14 protein-coding genes are annotated in these 15607 nt (G+C 40.1%); 12 read left to right on the plus strand and 2 right to left on the minus strand.

What is annotated here, in order from left to right:
• Positions 1 to 15: 15 nt before the first annotated feature.
• The 10 genes from BHU72_RS01325 to BHU72_RS01370 all read left to right on the plus strand — a co-directional run bounded on the left by BHU72_RS01325 (position 16) and on the right by BHU72_RS01370 (position 8881).
• Entirely contained in the window at positions 16 to 456 is a 441-nt protein-coding gene (locus BHU72_RS01325; RefSeq protein ID WP_069700807.1) for an RrF2 family transcriptional regulator, read from the plus strand.
• A complete protein-coding gene (gene nifS / locus BHU72_RS01330; RefSeq protein ID WP_069700808.1) occupies positions 457 to 1641 on the plus strand; it encodes a cysteine desulfurase NifS in 1185 nt (394 codons plus the stop codon).
• Positions 1642 to 1732: 91 nt separating this feature from the next.
• Complete coding sequence (gene nifU / locus BHU72_RS01335; RefSeq protein WP_069700809.1) at positions 1733 to 2179, plus strand: Fe-S cluster assembly scaffold protein NifU; 447 nt, start codon at positions 1733 to 1735, stop codon at positions 2177 to 2179.
• A gap of 15 nt (positions 2180 to 2194) precedes the next feature.
• Positions 2195 to 3124: a peptidase U32 family protein gene (locus BHU72_RS01340; RefSeq protein ID WP_218076069.1), complete on the plus strand. Its 930-nt coding sequence runs from the start codon at positions 2195 to 2197 to the stop codon at positions 3122 to 3124.
• A gap of 61 nt (positions 3125 to 3185) precedes the next feature.
• Positions 3186 to 3503, plus strand: coding sequence for a rhodanese-like domain-containing protein (locus BHU72_RS01345; protein WP_069700811.1), 318 nt, complete (start codon positions 3186 to 3188; stop codon positions 3501 to 3503).
• Between the two features lie 98 nt (positions 3504 to 3601).
• Positions 3602 to 3886 carry a hypothetical protein gene (locus BHU72_RS01350; RefSeq protein ID WP_069700812.1) on the plus strand — a complete coding sequence of 95 codons (285 nt, stop codon included), beginning with the start codon at positions 3602 to 3604 and terminating at the stop codon, positions 3884 to 3886.
• Between the two features lie 337 nt (positions 3887 to 4223).
• Positions 4224 to 5438, plus strand: a complete 1215-nt coding sequence (gene ilvA, locus BHU72_RS01355) for a threonine ammonia-lyase (protein WP_069700813.1) — start codon at positions 4224 to 4226, stop codon at positions 5436 to 5438.
• 75 nt (positions 5439 to 5513) lie between these two features.
• On the plus strand, positions 5514 to 6758 hold the full coding sequence (locus BHU72_RS01360; RefSeq protein ID WP_069700814.1) for a CapA family protein: 1245 nt from the start codon (positions 5514 to 5516) through the stop codon (positions 6756 to 6758).
• An 86-nt stretch (positions 6759 to 6844) separates the two neighbouring features.
• Positions 6845 to 8404, plus strand: coding sequence for a putative glycoside hydrolase (locus BHU72_RS15295; protein ID WP_083248180.1), 1560 nt, complete (start codon positions 6845 to 6847; stop codon positions 8402 to 8404).
• Positions 8405 to 8437: 33 nt separating this feature from the next.
• Positions 8438 to 8881: a 2-thiouracil desulfurase family protein gene (locus BHU72_RS01370; protein WP_069700815.1), complete on the plus strand. Its 444-nt coding sequence runs from the start codon at positions 8438 to 8440 to the stop codon at positions 8879 to 8881.
• Positions 8882 to 8976: 95 nt separating this feature from the next.
• Here the strand turns inward: BHU72_RS01370 and BHU72_RS01375 are convergent, their stop codons facing one another.
• Complete coding sequence (locus BHU72_RS01375) at positions 8977 to 11046, minus strand: ABC transporter ATP-binding protein (protein ID WP_069700816.1); 2070 nt, start codon at positions 11044 to 11046, stop codon at positions 8977 to 8979.
• On the minus strand, positions 11043 to 12929 hold the full coding sequence (locus tag BHU72_RS01380; RefSeq protein WP_069700817.1) for an ABC transporter ATP-binding protein: 1887 nt from the start codon (positions 12927 to 12929) through the stop codon (positions 11043 to 11045). The genes BHU72_RS01375 and BHU72_RS01380 overlap by 4 nt, the downstream gene beginning before the upstream one ends.
• Before the next feature lie 240 nt (positions 12930 to 13169).
• Here BHU72_RS01380 and BHU72_RS01385 point away from each other — a divergent pair, with 240 nt between their 5' ends.
• Both BHU72_RS01385 and BHU72_RS01390 read left to right on the plus strand, forming a co-directional pair.
• Entirely contained in the window at positions 13170 to 14339 is a 1170-nt protein-coding gene (locus BHU72_RS01385; RefSeq protein ID WP_083248181.1) for a LysM peptidoglycan-binding domain-containing protein, read from the plus strand.
• Between the two features lie 255 nt (positions 14340 to 14594).
• Positions 14595 to 15470, plus strand: a complete 876-nt coding sequence (locus tag BHU72_RS01390) for a mechanosensitive ion channel family protein (protein ID WP_069700818.1) — start codon at positions 14595 to 14597, stop codon at positions 15468 to 15470.
• Positions 15471 to 15607 lie beyond the last annotated feature (137 nt).

Genomic DNA, 15607 nt, shown 5'->3' on the forward strand with positions numbered 1-15607 from the left:
GAGGGGGTTTGCGGATTGAAATTAACTTCACGTGGACATTATGGTTTGATGGCATTAGCCCATCTTGCGATGAAGGCTGATACTGGACCTGTGCCTTTACGAGTGATAGCTACAACTGAAAAGATTCCAGAGCAATATTTAGAGCAGTTATTCGTGGATTTACGAAAAGCGAACATTATTTCAAGTATTCGCGGCGCCAAAGGTGGCTATCAGTTATCACGGGACCCAGCAGAAATTTATGTCGGCGAAGCAGTTAGAGTCCTAGAAGGTCCGATTGCTCCTGTTGACTGTCTGAAAGAACATGATGGAGATTGTTGCGACAAAACAACCCATTGTGCGACAAAAATGGTATGGGAGCGGTTACGCGATTCAATGACGGATGTCCTAGATGACATGACGTTAGCAGATATAGTCAATCAAGAATTACAGTTTGGTGATAAAAAGGGGAGTATATAGATGAGAAAAATATACTTAGATCATGGGGCAACGACTCCTATGCGTAATGAAGTAATCGATGCGATGGTAACCATTTATCGAGAGGAATTTGGAAACCCATCAAGCATTCATCAATTCGGTAGAAGTGCGAAGAAGCAATTAGAGGACGCACGTGCTAAGGTTGCAAAAGCAATAGGAGCTGATGCAAAAGAGATTATCTTCACTGGAAGCGGAACAGAAGCAGATAACATAGCGATTCTTGGAACTGCTCGTATGAAGGCGAAGCAGGGAAAAGGAAAGCATATTATAACGACTACAATTGAACATCATGCAGTATTAGATACTTGTAAATTGCTTGAAAAAGAAGGCTTCGAAGTTACGTATCTGCCTGTCGACGAACACGGAATACTAGCTGTACAATCTGTACAGGACGCATTGCGTGACGACACGATTCTTGTTACGATTATGCATGCGAATAATGAGATTGGCTCCGTTCAGCCAATTGCGGAGATTGGCCAGTTATTGAAGAACCATCCTGCCGTGTTCCATACCGATGCCGTTCAAACGGTAGGTAAGCTTGCTGTAGATGTCAATGAGCTAGCGGTGGACCTTCTGGCGATTTCAGCCCATAAGATTTATGGCCCTAAGGGTGTAGGTGCTTTATATGTTCGTAAAGGGATCCGCGTAGAGCCTTTAATGATAGGCGGAGGACAAGAACGTAAAATTCGTCCAAGTACCGAGAACCTAGCAGGTATCGTAGGATTAGCAGTTGCTATCGACTTAGCAGTGAGCGAGCTGGCTACGGAATCAAAGCGACTAGAAGGATTGCGAGATAAACTGATTCATGAGTTATTGACAAAGGTTCCTGAAACAAAGCTTAATGGCCATCCGGTACATCGCTTGCCACACAACGCAAATATAAGCTTCGAATATATTGAGGGTGAGTCTTTAATCCTTAGTATGGATATGAAGGGCATCGCTGTATCCAGTGGATCTGCTTGTACTTCGGGATCATTAGATCCATCACACGTGTTAATGGCAATGGGTTTATGTCACCAAACAGCCCACGGAAGCCTGCGTATGACACTCGGCAAGGATACAACGGAAGAAGATATCGACTATGTGATAGCTGAACTTCAGACGATTGTAGCGCGTCTACGCGAAATGTCTCCTGTATGGGAACAATATATCAAATCAAAAGCGTAAAATTATGTAATTTCAATATATACATTAACTTGGTTGATTTAAATTTTGGTTGTTAAAATTTTGTGCGAATTACTATGAAGGGGTGCTTATTATGTATACAGAGAAGGTAATGGATCATTTTACAAATCCTAGAAACGTTGGCGAGATTCCAGATGCGGATGCAGTCGGTGAAGTAGGGAATATGAAGTGTGGCGACATCATGAAGTTATATCTTAAGATCACAGACGATGGTGTGATTGAAGATGTAAAATTCAAGACGTTTGGTTGTGGTGCAGCAATTGCTACTTCGAGTATGTCAACAGAGCTCATTAAAGGTAAAACAGTAGAAGAATGCTTGAAACTTACGAATAGTGCTATTGCAGAAGCGTTAGATGGGCTTCCTCCAGTAAAAATGCACTGCTCTGTACTTGCAGAAGAAGCATTAAAATCAGCTTTATTAGATTACAAGAAAAGAACGGGTAAAGACATTCCAATCTCAGAAGAAGATCTTAAGGGTGATGATGATCACCATGATCACGACCATGATTGCGAAGAATAAACAGCAATGAACACTTTGAATCAAACATTACCTGAAATTCATGTCTATGCCCCTAGCTTTGAGCATGGAATTGCTGCTTTTAATGCTGGAGCGACCATTGTAAGTGTGAATGGGCCCGTGCTAGGCCTGCGTGGCGAGAAGTACCACGTAAGCTGGCAACAAATTCAGCAATTAATTACCTATGCAAAGAAGATAGGGGTCCATAGACAAGTGCATTTGCGGTTGAATACGATGATACACAATGCCGACTTACCGGATGTTCGTGAAGCGTTAACACAAGCGCAGAACATCGGGATAGAAGGGATTGTGTTTAGTGATGCCTCGATTCTTGCGCAAGCAAAAGCGCTTGACATTACGATACCACTGATATTAGCGACAGAAACCACAGTGACGAATAGTGAAATGATTAACTTTTGGCATGAGCAAGGTGTATCGAAAGTCTTGCTATCTCGGGAGTTAAGCATTTCAGAACTATGTAAGCTCTCAGAAACGGTAAATGGCGCCCAGTTAGAGTTACAGATTCATGGTCCAGTAGGAATCTTTCATACGTTGCGGCCAGTGCTAGAGAACTATGCTACATTTTTAAATGAGAAGCAGAACAATTTTACTCAGGGTCACGTGTCGCTTGTGGAAGAAAAACGCGAAGACGAATATTACCGTATGTTTGAAGATAGCAGAGGGGCATACATTTTTAGTTCTTCTGATATTACGTTATATGGGTTCTTAGAGCAATTATCAAGAATTCCACTACATAGTTATTTGATTAATATCTATGAACAACAAGCTGTAGACTCAGTAGATAAAGTGGTGCGCCTTTACAAACAGGCGATTGACGCTATTTATGAACACACTTTTTCCTTGCCAGTGGATTGGAAAGAACAATTAACAACGATTAACCGATATCCTGTGACACAAAAATTTATTGAATTTGGTGCCCCACAGTAACAAAAGTAGGCTCCTGCGATATTATGATGTTAGGCTACAATTTTATCGGAGGTGCGATGTAGTGAATTGGAATATTTCCCCGAAAGATTTTGCGAGGGTGTGTAAAAAGCGTGACCGCGATAGTTATATAGTTCTAGATGTTAGGGAGGAGGATGAATTTCTTCGATATAGCATCCCTAACTCCTTATGGATTCCATTAAGTGAAGTTGTGAAGCGCTCGTCAGAGCTTCCGAATCATAAAGATATATATATTGTTTGCGAACACGGAATTCGTAGTGTGCATGCTACGTTACTTTTATATGATTTAGGCTTCACTAATGTGTTTAATGTGATGGGTGGCTTTGAAAAACTAGCGAAATATGAATTATTAACTGCCTAACAAGTAATGGCAACAAAAATTGTGAAGATAGATATTGATTAAATTCCTTTTACAAGGTATCCTAGTGTTAGGATTGCTTTTAAAAAGGAGTGCGTGTAATGAATGATCTTGAAGTTTTGAATGAAATACTAGCAGCATTCGAATCTGGCAAAAACATTAGAACGTGTATTCAGTTTGGAACAGTACAGGGATGTTTCGTCGTAGAGACCATTGAACAAAAGGAGCATGCCAATCAATGGATTTTCCGTGGAGGAACCTTTATGCTGAGTACGGGAAGATACCAGTTCCTGCGTAAAGTGGAGGAAGGGAATCTGGTCCGTTATATTTTTGCACCTAAGTTAGAGGCACACCCGAAGAAATTAATTGCGTTTGAAATATCATAAATGTAGCTAGAAGTGCTTAATTTTACTAGCTAGCAATAGAACTATAAGATTACTAAAGATAATTAGAACTTTAAGTTTACTTAAGATAGATGGAATGGAGTTAGCATATTGCTAACTCCATTTTGATGTGCGCAAATTTCATACTAATGATTCCCAACCCATGCTGTTTTTTGAAAAATTTTCATTCAAATAGGAAAGACTATAGAAAGAAGATCGTGTTTAGATAGTGGGTAAACCCTTCTGTTCCGTAGGACATCTTAATTGGTTTCGATAAAAGCAAAATAATAAAGAAAGCAAAAAAGCCAATAAAAGCAAAAATAGTAAAAGGAGATTCTGCATGTATAATAAAATCGTAGAGGCACAGACTCGGATTCAAGCTGTTGCACATAAGACACCACTTGTGTATTCAAACATTTTCAGTGAGATTTCTGGCTGTAATGTATTCTTGAAGTATGAACATTTACAGAAAACAGGGTCGTTCAAAATTCGTGGGTCATATAACAAAATCAGTGCTCTATCTGATGAAGAAAGGAAACACGGTGTAATCGCATCCTCGGCAGGAAACCACGCCCAGGGGGTTGCTTTGGCAGCTACTAAATCAGGGATACCGTCTACCATTGTCATGCCTGAGGGTGCTCCGTTGGCTAAGATTGCAGCAACGAAGGGATATGGAGCGGAAATTGTTCTACACGGACAAGCGTTTGACGATGCGTATCAGAAGGCACGTGAATTACAGCAGCAGACAGGTGCAACTTTCATTCATGCCTTTGATGATGAAGAAATTATTGCTGGCCAGGGAACAATCGCTCTCGAGTTGTTGGAGGACTTGCAAGATATAGAGGCAATCCTTGTTCCAATTGGTGGTGGAGGCTTAATTGCGGGGATTGGTGCAGCAATCAAAGAGACTCATCCTGATATTCAAGTCATTGGCGTGGAAGCAGCTGGAGCAGCAAGTATGTATGCGTCTATTCATGATAAGGAAAGAAGGGCACTACAGGCTGTGAATACAATTGCTGATGGAATTGCCGTTAAGGAGCCAGGGGAGAAGACGTATCAAATGGTACGAGAATATGTTGATGAGCTAGTCACTGTGAGTGATGAGGACATTGCAAGGACGATGCTAATACTGTTAGAAAGAGCGAAGCAAATGGTTGAGGCATCCGGTGCAGCGGCACTTGCCGCACTTGTTTCGACACCAAATGAACAGTTTCGAAATGAAATGAAAGGCAAGAACGTCATAGCCATCCTATCTGGTGGAAATGTCGATGTGAATCTGATATCACGGATTATCCAACAGGGACTTATGGAGGCAGGTAGATACTTCCGCTTTCTTACCTCTGTTCCTGATAGACCAGGAAATCTGCAAAAAGTCATTGCTATTCTTGCAACATTAAAGGCGAATATCATTTCTGTCGAACATTTCCGCGTGGGTACGCGAGTATCTCTCGGTAGGACGGAAATTGAATTTGTTGTCGAAACAACCAATCAACAGCACATTGAAGAATTAATAAATAGCTTAGAAAAAGAAGGATATCCACTGATAAAAGTCTAATTGTATAAAGAAGACTACATAAAAACTCAATTCGTGTAATTCGATTTGCATAAATAGAAGGGGGAGACGTCACAGATGTTTATGAAAGCCATTAAGTCTCTAATTATATTTGCATGTATTGCTATGACGGGAATTATGTTGTATTTAGGCAATCAGATATGGAATCAAAATGTGCAGCAAAAGGAGCAGGAGCGATCTCTAGTTCGCATTGAGAACAATATCAAAGACCAACTGTCATCGAATGCAGAGCAACCAGTACCACCTAAAAAGCCGCAGCCAAAATCTTTAACGATTGCTGCTGTAGGAGATATCATGGTACATATGGAACAAATTCAAGGTGCACAGACAACGGTAGATGGGCAAAAAGCATATGACTTTAACCCTGCCTTAGCACAGATTTCACCATTTCTAAAAAAGGCAGATTTCATCATGGGGAATTTGGAAACTACGATTGCTGGCGTAGAGAATCGAGGATATTCTGGATATCCGGAGTTTAATGCACCTGAATCATTGCTATTCGCTTTGAAGAAAGCGGGATTTGATTATGTCAGTACAGCGAACAATCATTCACTCGATCGAAGAGAAAAAGGTGTCATTAAAACAATTGAAAATCTTGAAAAAGCTGGTTTATTATTCTCAGGAACTGCTCGTTCTCAAGAGGAACGAGACCTACATGCAATCGTAGAACGCAATGGGATTAAGCTAGCGCTATTATCCTATACCTACGGAACCAATGGAATTCCGATTCCTACTGGTAAAGACTATCTTGTGAATCTTATCGATAAAGAAAAAATGAAATCAGATATTACTAGTGTAAGGGATGCAGTAGACTTTGTAATCGTGAGTATCCATTTCGGTCACGAGTACCATCGTAAACCAAATGCTCAGCAAATTGAAATCAGTAATTTTCTTGTTGAGCAGGGGGTAGACGTAGTTTTAGGAAGTCATCCACATGTCATTCAGCCAGCTACATGGATCGACAATTCCTTTGTCATCTACTCGATGGGGAATTTTGTTTCTGCACAGCGGGGGGACTACAAGGATAACGGAGTTGTAGTGTATTTGAATTTGCATATTGATGAAGATGGGAACCGCGCCATCACCAATGCGAAATTCCTGCCAACCTATGTTTCCAAGTACACTCATCAAGGAAAGAGTAATTACCGTGTGTTAGCTGCGGAGAAAAGCATACAGGACTTTGAAGATAAAGTCGACCCGTTACTTCGTGAATTTGACTACCAAAAGCTCAAGCAAGCATATAAAGATACGACGGAACATTTACAACAGGAATCATTTCCAGTGATGCAAATAAGTCAATAATCGATAATTCCCATATCTTTTCTAGCACAAGAATTTTATAATAGAATCATAACATCTCTGTTGAGAAGATACATGGGGGAAACGAAATGAAGAAAACCAGCAAGATACTCAGCATATTATTATGTATTACCTTATTCTCTACGCTGTTAGTCGGATGTGGGGGCTCTATGGGAGCCTTTAACAGCAATCAAGATCAGGGGAAGATTGAAGATTCTGCGAACCTGAATGAAGATACTAATGGTGAGGAAAACGAGGATAACAAGGAAAACCCAGAACTAGAAGTAGAACAACCAACGGTAGCGAAATTTGTCAGCCCTTATAATATTCAATATCCAGATGCCGTTCGTGGAATCTACGTAACTAGCCACTCTGCTGGTGGTGCAAGATTTGAAAAGCTATTGGATCTGGTAACTACAACAGATCTAAATGCGATGGTGATTGATATTAAGGATGATCACGGGTATATTACCTATCCATTGGAAGATGGCCATCCATATAAAGACTTAAGCAGAAGAAACATTAAAGATGTTCCAGCTATGATGAAAGTCCTAGAGCAACATCAAATTTATCCGATTGCTAGAATAGTAGTTTTTAAGGATTCTGTAATGGCGCAAATAAAGCCAGAATGGTCTTTTAAGGAAAACGGCCAAGTGTGGAAGAATCGTCGCGGAGAATCGTTTATAAACCCATTCTTACAAGAGGTATGGGATTATAATGTGGAAATAGCAAAGATGGCAGCGGAATTAGGGTTTAAAGAAATTCAGTTTGACTATGTGCGCTTTCCTGAAGGATTTGAAAACAGAGACGACAGTTTACAATATGCGTTTGGTGCATATAAAGATAGAAAGCCGACGAAGCTTATCGAATTGGAAGAAACATATCAAGTAGAGATCGCTAGCTATCAGAAAAATCATAGTGAACTGTTACAATTAAAAGAATCACTGCAAGGTAATATCAACCGTTTAGATGCAGAAATTGCACAAGCAGCGAGTCAAGCTCCTGCGCAAGGAACGAACACTCCAACGGCGAAAGACCCTAGAAAAGCAATGCTTGAAAAGGAAATGCTTGATTTAAATAAGAGAATTACAGATTTAGAAAAGAGAAAACCGAAGGAACCAAACTTCACAGCGAAGGATATGAATGTTCATGCACGTGTCGATGCGGTAACGGACTTTGTAGCTTATGCGAAGGAACAATTGAAGGATTACGATGTGCAAGTTTCTGTTGATATTTTCGGTTATACAGCGACTTTGCCAGAAGCGCCAGGAATCGGGCAAAACTTCTCCAAGATTAGCTCGAACGTGGATGTCATTTGCTCGATGATTTACCCCAGCCATTGGACGAATAACTACTTTGGTATTCCTAGACCTGACATTGAACCATACCGCCTTGTAAAAGAATATATTAAAATGGAAAATGCTAAACTAGCAGAACTGCCAAAACCACCAGTCTCTAGGCCGTGGATTCAAGATTTCACTGCGTCATGGCTAGGTTCTGGTAATTATAAGGTATACGGGAAGAAGGAAGTAGAAGATCAAATTCGCGCTCTGAATGAAGATGGGGTGTGGGAATTTTTACTCTGGAATGCTGGCAACAACTATACACAAGGGGTCAATTATGTTCCAATCGGTAAAAAACCACAATAAAGAATGATTAGGAATTCTAGAAGGGTGAAACCAATGATCATTGTAAGCGCATGTCTTGTTGGATATCCTTGCAAATATAACGGTACTGACAATAAAATAGAGCAGATCTACCAACTTATACAGGACAATAAAGCGATAGCTGTCTGTCCGGAGGTTTTAGGAGAGTTGTCGACTCCTCGGGAACCAGCAGAAATCGTTGGTGGTACTGGTGAGGAAGTTCTAGATGGAAAAGCAAGAGTAATGACTTGTAAGGGTGAAGATATTACGCAGGCATTTATGATTGGAGCAGAGGAAGTTCTAAGGATTGCTCAACAAGCAAATAGTGTAAAAGCAATTCTAAAAGAAAGAAGTCCATCATGTGGCAGCACTATGATTTATAGCGGTGAGTTTAATCAAAGGAAAATTCCGGGATGTGGTGTAACGACTGCGCTACTTCGTAGGAACGGAATTGAAGTAGTTTCGGAAGAATCAATCTGATATGAAAAAGATGACATCGCGCAAATGTCATCTTTTTTTACAACTTGGGAATTATTATTTTTGTACATGAGAGTTTTAAAATCTGTTTCTTTGCTCTAGTGATATTGTAGCTTATACAGAGTATAGTAGAAATTCTTCTTACCAAGCAGTTCCTCGTGAGTGCCTTCTTCTACAAGTCTTCCTTTATGAATCACTAAGATGCGGTCAGCCTTCTGAATCGTCGATAGGCGGTGCGCCACAATGATTGTCGTTCTACCGTGGGAAATTTTCGGTAGAGCATCCTGTATGAGTTCCTCTGTATACGAGTCGATATTGGCAGTTGCCTCGTCAAGTAATAGAATCTTTGGCTCATGGGCCAAGGTCCTTGCAAAAGCTAGTAGCTGTCGCTGTCCTGTTGATAGTGTCGATCCACGTTCTGTTACAGGTTCCTCGTACCCTCTAGGGAGCTGCTGAATAAAGGCATCTGCATTCACGTAACGGGAAATCTCCCTCACTTTTTCATTGGTAATATCAGGGTGGTTCAAATGGATGTTCGATTGAATATCCCCTGTAAAGAGAAATACATCCTGCTGCACAATCCCTAACAAACTGCGTAAATGAGCTTTCGGTAGCTCTTTAATATCGATATCATCAATGGTGATAGAACCACGACTTGCTTCGTAAAATCTGGCGAGCAAATGTAAGATTGTTGTCTTACCTGAGCCTGTAGAGCCGACAATAGCAACAGTCTCACCCGGATTAACAGTAAAGCTAATATTCTTTAATACATAATCCTTCTGATTATAAGAAAAACACACATCTTTAAACTCAATTCTACCAGCAATCGGCTGTTCATGAACGAGAGCTGTGGTCGAATCGGGGATTTGTTCAGGTTCATCTAAAAGCTGGAAGACTCTTTCAGAAGAAACCATGGCCGACTGCATGACATTATATTTCTCAGCTAAATCGCGAATTGGTCGGAAGAATTGCTCCGTATAATGAATGAAAGCATATAGCACACCAAATTGAATTGTACCTTGAACCACGGAACTACCACCATACCATACGAGTAAAGCTAGTGTAAGGGCATACACGAAATCCATCGAAGGTCGGAACAGGGCGAACAAGATTAAATCTTGGAAATTTGCTTTAAAGTGTGCCGTGTTAATTTGATAAAATTCTTCATACTTTCTTTTCTGTAGTGCAAAGGCTTGGATTACCTTGATGCCTGATAAACTCTCTTGGATGTTTGAATTGATTTTCGCTAATTGAATTCGGATTTCACGAAACACTGCACGGGCTTTTAAACGATAGAAAAAGGTAATAAACAACATCAGTGGTACTGTTGCAAACGCTACAAGGGCTAATCGATAGTCCATATACAGCAATACTCCCATAATGCCGAAGATCATTAGCAAATCTTTAAATAAATTCACCAATACCGAAGTATAGAGCTCATTGAGGTTTTCCGTATCATTGGTAATACGGGTCACAAGTCGACCAACGGGATTATTATCAAAATAAGAAATGCTCATCTTTTGTAAGTGTGTAAAAGCTTGCTCACGGATATCAAAGACTACCCGCTGTCCAATGTATTGGAGCAAATAAAATTGTAAATATCCCATTGCAAAACCAGTCACTATAATGCCGAGAAATAACAGTGCTATCTTCGTCAGAGCTTGAATGTCATAGTTTCGAAATTGCTGCATTTCCTCAGCTAAAAGTTCCCTTCCAGGTTGGCCTTCGAAGATATATCCTCCATCCTCGCGAATTGTTACCTTGCTCGGACTACTAGGATTAGCAATCATCCCATCAATGAGAAAGTGTGCATCTTCATAAACGACAATTTGTCTGACCTGTGCTAGTTGAATCTGCAAATCCAGCGGAATTTCATTAACGCTTGATAGCTCTCGTAAACGTTTGTCGCGAGTCAAGACCTCGTTGCCAATAGAGAATTCACCAGCTTGACTTGTAATCATTGGTATATGCAGGCCATTAATATGATCATCAATAGCAACTTTTATCATGTATGGTCGTGCTAATTGCGTTGCGGTAATTAACATCACTAACACTACAGTGAGAGCGAATAGATGTCGGTAAGGCTTGACATACCGCAATAAACGCATCATTAGCTTACTGTCATATGATTTACCGACACCAGTTTCTTCACTTAGGGTATACTTCATACAAGTTCACTCCCCTCTGGCAAGAAACCATCTAATTGCTGCTCTAATTGCTGCTGATGATACATATGATAATATCTGCCTTGAAGATCTAGCAACTGCTGATGTGTTCCATGTTCGACGATTGCTCCATCTTCAAGAAATAGAATGAGGTCTGCACTTTGTACCGTCGATATTCTATGGGCAATGATGATCGTAGTTCGGTCTTTCATGAAGTCTTTAAGACGTGATAAAATCCGTTCTTCGGTCTGTGTATCCACAGCGGATAAGCTGTCATCCATAACGAAAATTTGAGGATTGCGGATAATCGCGCGTGCTATGGAGATTCTTTGCTTTTGCCCACCTGACAGCGTTACACCACGTTCACCGACCAAAGTGTCATACCCATCAGGAAGTTCTAAAATGTTTTCATGAATATCGGCAATGTAAGCAGCCTTCTGAATTTCTTCAATCGAACTATTAAATGCCCCAAATGCGATGTTCTGCTGAATTGTAGTAGAAAACAAAAACGAATCCTGAGGGACGTAGCCAATCGTACTATTAAGTTCAGCCAATGGAATGTCAAATATGTCCTGGCCACCGATGAATATTGAATTTTGAGGCGGATTATATTGTCGCACCAAAAGATTGATGATTGTCGATTTTCCACATCCTGTTTTTCCTAAAATTGCTGTCGTCGTTCCAGCTTTACATGTAAAAGAAACATTCTTAAGGACGGGTTGCAAATCTTCCCCATAGGAAAACGTAACATTTCGAAAATCAATATCCAATTGGTTTTCCCCGCTAAGTGTAGTCACATCTGTTTCAGATGTTTCAGATGTACCAGATGTTTTAGGCGCTTCAGACATAGTAGAAGTAGTATTTTGTAAGCTCAGAGGTTTTTCATTAAATTTGGATAATTCTTGATTATGGGTGTCTGCAATATCAGGTGTAACTGCCAGCAGAGCGTTAATTCGCGCTAAAGAAGCTGAGCCCCGTTGAAGCATATTGTATACCCAACCGAAGGCCATCATTGGCCATGTCAAAAGCGCAAGATACCCGTAAAAAGCAACAAAATCCCCTAAAGTAATATTCCCATCTAACACTTGAATGCTCCCATATGCGAGTACCAGTAGAAAACTAAGGGCAGCAATGAACTCCACCAAAGGGTCGAAAACACCCCATACTTTTGTTAAATGCATATTCTTTTCAAATTTATTGCGGTTTGCCACTTGAAAACGTTCAATTTCTCGCTGTTCTTGGGCAAATGATTTCACCACACGTATACCAGCAATATTTTCCTGAGAAACATCCGTCAAATCAGAAAAAGCCTCTTGCACCATACGAAAACGATTATGAATCAGCTTGCCAAATCGCGACACAACAATTGCTAAAAAAGGCATAGGAAGTAACGCGATAAGGGTTAGCTTCCAACCAACAGTAAGAATCATCATGACAATGGTAGCAGTACCGAGGATGACAGCATCGATTGATAGTATAATCGCAGGTCCCATAGCCATACGTATCGACTTAATGTCATTGGTCGCATGTGCCATTAAGTCACCAGTTTTCTTTTGATTATAAAAGGTAGGGGATAGCTTTAGAAAATGAGCAACTAACATATTTCTTAATTCAAACTCAAGAAATCGAGCGGCGCCATTGACGAAGAAACGCCAAAAAAACCGGAAGATAAAGATTCCGATTGCAAGGCCAATAATCTTAAAGGCAAATTCATTCAGTCGATCCGCGGAAATATAACCGCTTTGTATCTCATCGGTAAACTGTCCCAATATTCTAGGAAGTAATAATTGTAATCCATCGACAATCAATACAGCAATAATACCAAGGATATATCGGTGGTAATGTTGTTTGAGAAACCAGAACATTGTTTTGAATTCTTTTAACATGTCGCATCATTCCCTTGTTGCTAACTAAGTACTTTTATTCTAGCACAAAACCGAGAAACAAACATTTGTATTTTCCATATCGCACCTATCCATACATTATTTATATGATGATATCTGCCGTCTAAATATATAGAATAGATATATACTATTGTGATATATCTCACACATTTCGAATCATTTGTAGCATTCGTTCATGACTTACTAAAACAACATCAGAATCTGACAACAAGAGGTGTAAACATGGAAAACAACAAAAAACATACAATTGGAATGTGGAAAAAAGCAATCGTTACAGGACTAGCAGCTTCTTTATTTGCAAGTACACCTACATTTGCATTAGCGGCAACGTACCAAGTGAAGGCGGGAGATACATTATTTCTTATTAGCCAGCACAATAAAATTACCGTAGATCAACTGAAAGTTAGTAGTAGCTTAACAAGAGACCACATTTTTGTTGGGGAAGAACTGATTATTCCAGAACCATATACAGTGAAATCTGGCGATACTTTATTCTTACTAGCAAGACGCTTTGAGACATCAATGGATGCCATTACGAGAATTAATAATTTACGTACGGATATGCTTGCTGTTGGCCAAGTACTTTTGATTCCGATGAAATCACCAGCACCAGCACCAACACCAGCACCATCGCCTGCACCGCAAGTCACGACATACACAGTGGTAAGTGGAGATACCTTATGGTTAATTGCAAGCCGCAACAAGATTACAGTGGATGCATTGATGAAAGCGAATCAATTAACAAGTACTACGTTGCAAATCGGGCAGGTGCTAGTGATTCCTAATACTGCACAAGAAATCCCTCGTGTGACATATGGAACATATACGGTGAAACAAGGAGACAATAGCTGGAATATTGCTATTAATCACGGTATGCCTTTCCAAGAATTCCTTACATTGAACAAATTCACTGACAAAACGATGCTGTCTATTGGACAAGTAGTTCAAATCGCAATTTATAATATTCCAGTCCAAAATCCTGTACGTACAGACCGTGGTGCGTATCTTGATTGGTGGACAGAAGTTCAATATGTATTCCCAATCGGAGCAGTAGCGAAAGTAACAGACCTCTACACAGGATTAACTTGGAATGTAAAGAGAACAATCGGTGCGTTTCATGCGGATAGTGAGCCATTAACATTAGCGGATACGAGAATTATGCAACAAGCGTGGGGCGGGGTCTGGAGCTGGACTCCTAGACCAATTTTAGTGGAAGTGAATGGACACCGTATCGCAGCTTCTGCGAGTTCAATGCCACATTCTATTCAAGCCATAATAGATAACGGTTTTGAGGGGCATTTCGATATTCATTTCGCGAATAGTATTCGTCATGTGGACGGCCTTGTGGATGCACAACACCAAAAAGCAATCAATATTGCGGCTGGTAAATAGTCAATCAAGTATTAGTAAAAGCACAATGCTTGTAAGAATGCTATGCTTGTAAGAATGCTATGCTTGTAAGAATGCTATGCTTGTAAGAATGCTATGCTTGTAAGAATGCTATGCTATATTGTTGGAACACAATTAATGTAACAACATTCATAGTTAAAAGGGGAGACAATTGACGTCTTCCCTTTTAATTTATACAATAGCTGCATATAATGAAGACTAGTGTGAATTTTAATAAAAAAAGGTAGGGGAGACGTAATGGGTATTTTAGAAGAATTATGGATTAGTGCATATCAGTACATAACAGATATTGAAATGTGGATACGAGTCATCTCAGTTACCATCAAGATTTTGGTGATTATTGTAGGTGCGCGTATCATTGTACATGTAACACGCAAGACAATACAAGAGGTTGTAAAAAAGCGTGATAACAATCTTCTCATGATGGATGAACGACGAATTAATACCGTTAGTACACTACTCTCCAATGTAGTTGGGTACGTCGTGTACTTTATTATGGGGCTTATGATTCTAACGCAGTTCTTCGAAGTGACACCAATACTCGCAGGTGCAGGGGTCGTTGGATTAGCGGTTGGTTTTGGTGCTCAGAGTTTAGTAAAGGATGTCATCACGGGATTCTTTATTTTATTTGAAGACCAATTTGCTGTTGGTGATTTTGTGAAAGTTGGCAACTTCCATGGCACAGTCATTGATTTTGGTTTAAGGGTCACGAAAATTAAAAACTGGTCGGGGGAGATTTATATTATCCCGAATGGATCCATAGGAGAAGTAACGAACGTCTCTAAGGCAGATTCAGTCGCAGCGGTGGATATTGGAGTGGCATATGAGGAAAATGTTGGCGAAGTAAAGAAAGTATTAGAAACAATCCTTGAACAAGCAACGCAAGAGATTGAAGATATTGTTGGGGAAGTGAAGGTCATGGGTGTTCAAGAGTTAGGACCTTCGGAAGTAATTTTACGTGTAACGGCTGTTTGTAAGCCAGCAGCACATTGGGGAGTTTCTAGGGCACTCCGGGAAAAGATTAAAGAAGAATTCGATTTGCGTGGTATAGAAATTCCATACCCTCGCTTAGTCACTTATAAACGGAGTGAAGGGGCAACCCAAAACCCATAGAGAAAATAAGAAGAATCATATCATAGAGTCGAAGAAATCTATATTAAGCATAATATACGAAAAAGGATGCTCACACTACATGAGCATCCTTTTTTCACATGATAATTTCTTATCGTATTAAGTTAAAAGGTAAGAAA

Origin of the sequence: Desulfuribacillus stibiiarsenatis (assembly GCF_001742305.1) — a bacterium.
GTDB lineage: Bacteria > Bacillota > Bacilli > Desulfuribacillales > Desulfuribacillaceae > Desulfuribacillus_A > Desulfuribacillus_A stibiiarsenatis.

Excerpts from the sequence above, each read along its gene's own strand:
- nifS (WP_069700808.1), top strand. The coding sequence starts at position 457 with ATGAGAAAAATATACTTAGATCATGGGGCAACGACTCCTATGCGTAAT.
- nifU (WP_069700809.1), top strand. The coding sequence starts at position 1,733 with ATGTATACAGAGAAGGTAATGGATCATTTTACAAATCCTAGAAACGTT.
- BHU72_RS01350 (WP_069700812.1), top strand. The coding sequence starts at position 3,602 with ATGAATGATCTTGAAGTTTTGAATGAAATACTAGCAGCATTCGAATCT.
- ilvA (WP_069700813.1), top strand. The coding sequence starts at position 4,224 with ATGTATAATAAAATCGTAGAGGCACAGACTCGGATTCAAGCTGTTGCA.
- BHU72_RS01360 (WP_069700814.1), top strand. The coding sequence starts at position 5,514 with ATGTTTATGAAAGCCATTAAGTCTCTAATTATATTTGCATGTATTGCT.
- BHU72_RS15295 (WP_083248180.1), top strand. The coding sequence starts at position 6,845 with ATGAAGAAAACCAGCAAGATACTCAGCATATTATTATGTATTACCTTA.
- BHU72_RS01370 (WP_069700815.1), top strand. The coding sequence starts at position 8,438 with ATGATCATTGTAAGCGCATGTCTTGTTGGATATCCTTGCAAATATAAC.
- BHU72_RS01375 (WP_069700816.1), bottom strand. The coding sequence starts at position 11,046 with ATGAAGTATACCCTAAGTGAAGAAACTGGTGTCGGTAAATCATATGAC.
- BHU72_RS01380 (WP_069700817.1), bottom strand. The coding sequence starts at position 12,929 with ATGTTAAAAGAATTCAAAACAATGTTCTGGTTTCTCAAACAACATTAC.
- BHU72_RS01385 (WP_083248181.1), top strand. The coding sequence starts at position 13,170 with ATGGAAAACAACAAAAAACATACAATTGGAATGTGGAAAAAAGCAATC.
- BHU72_RS01390 (WP_069700818.1), top strand. The coding sequence starts at position 14,595 with ATGGGTATTTTAGAAGAATTATGGATTAGTGCATATCAGTACATAACA.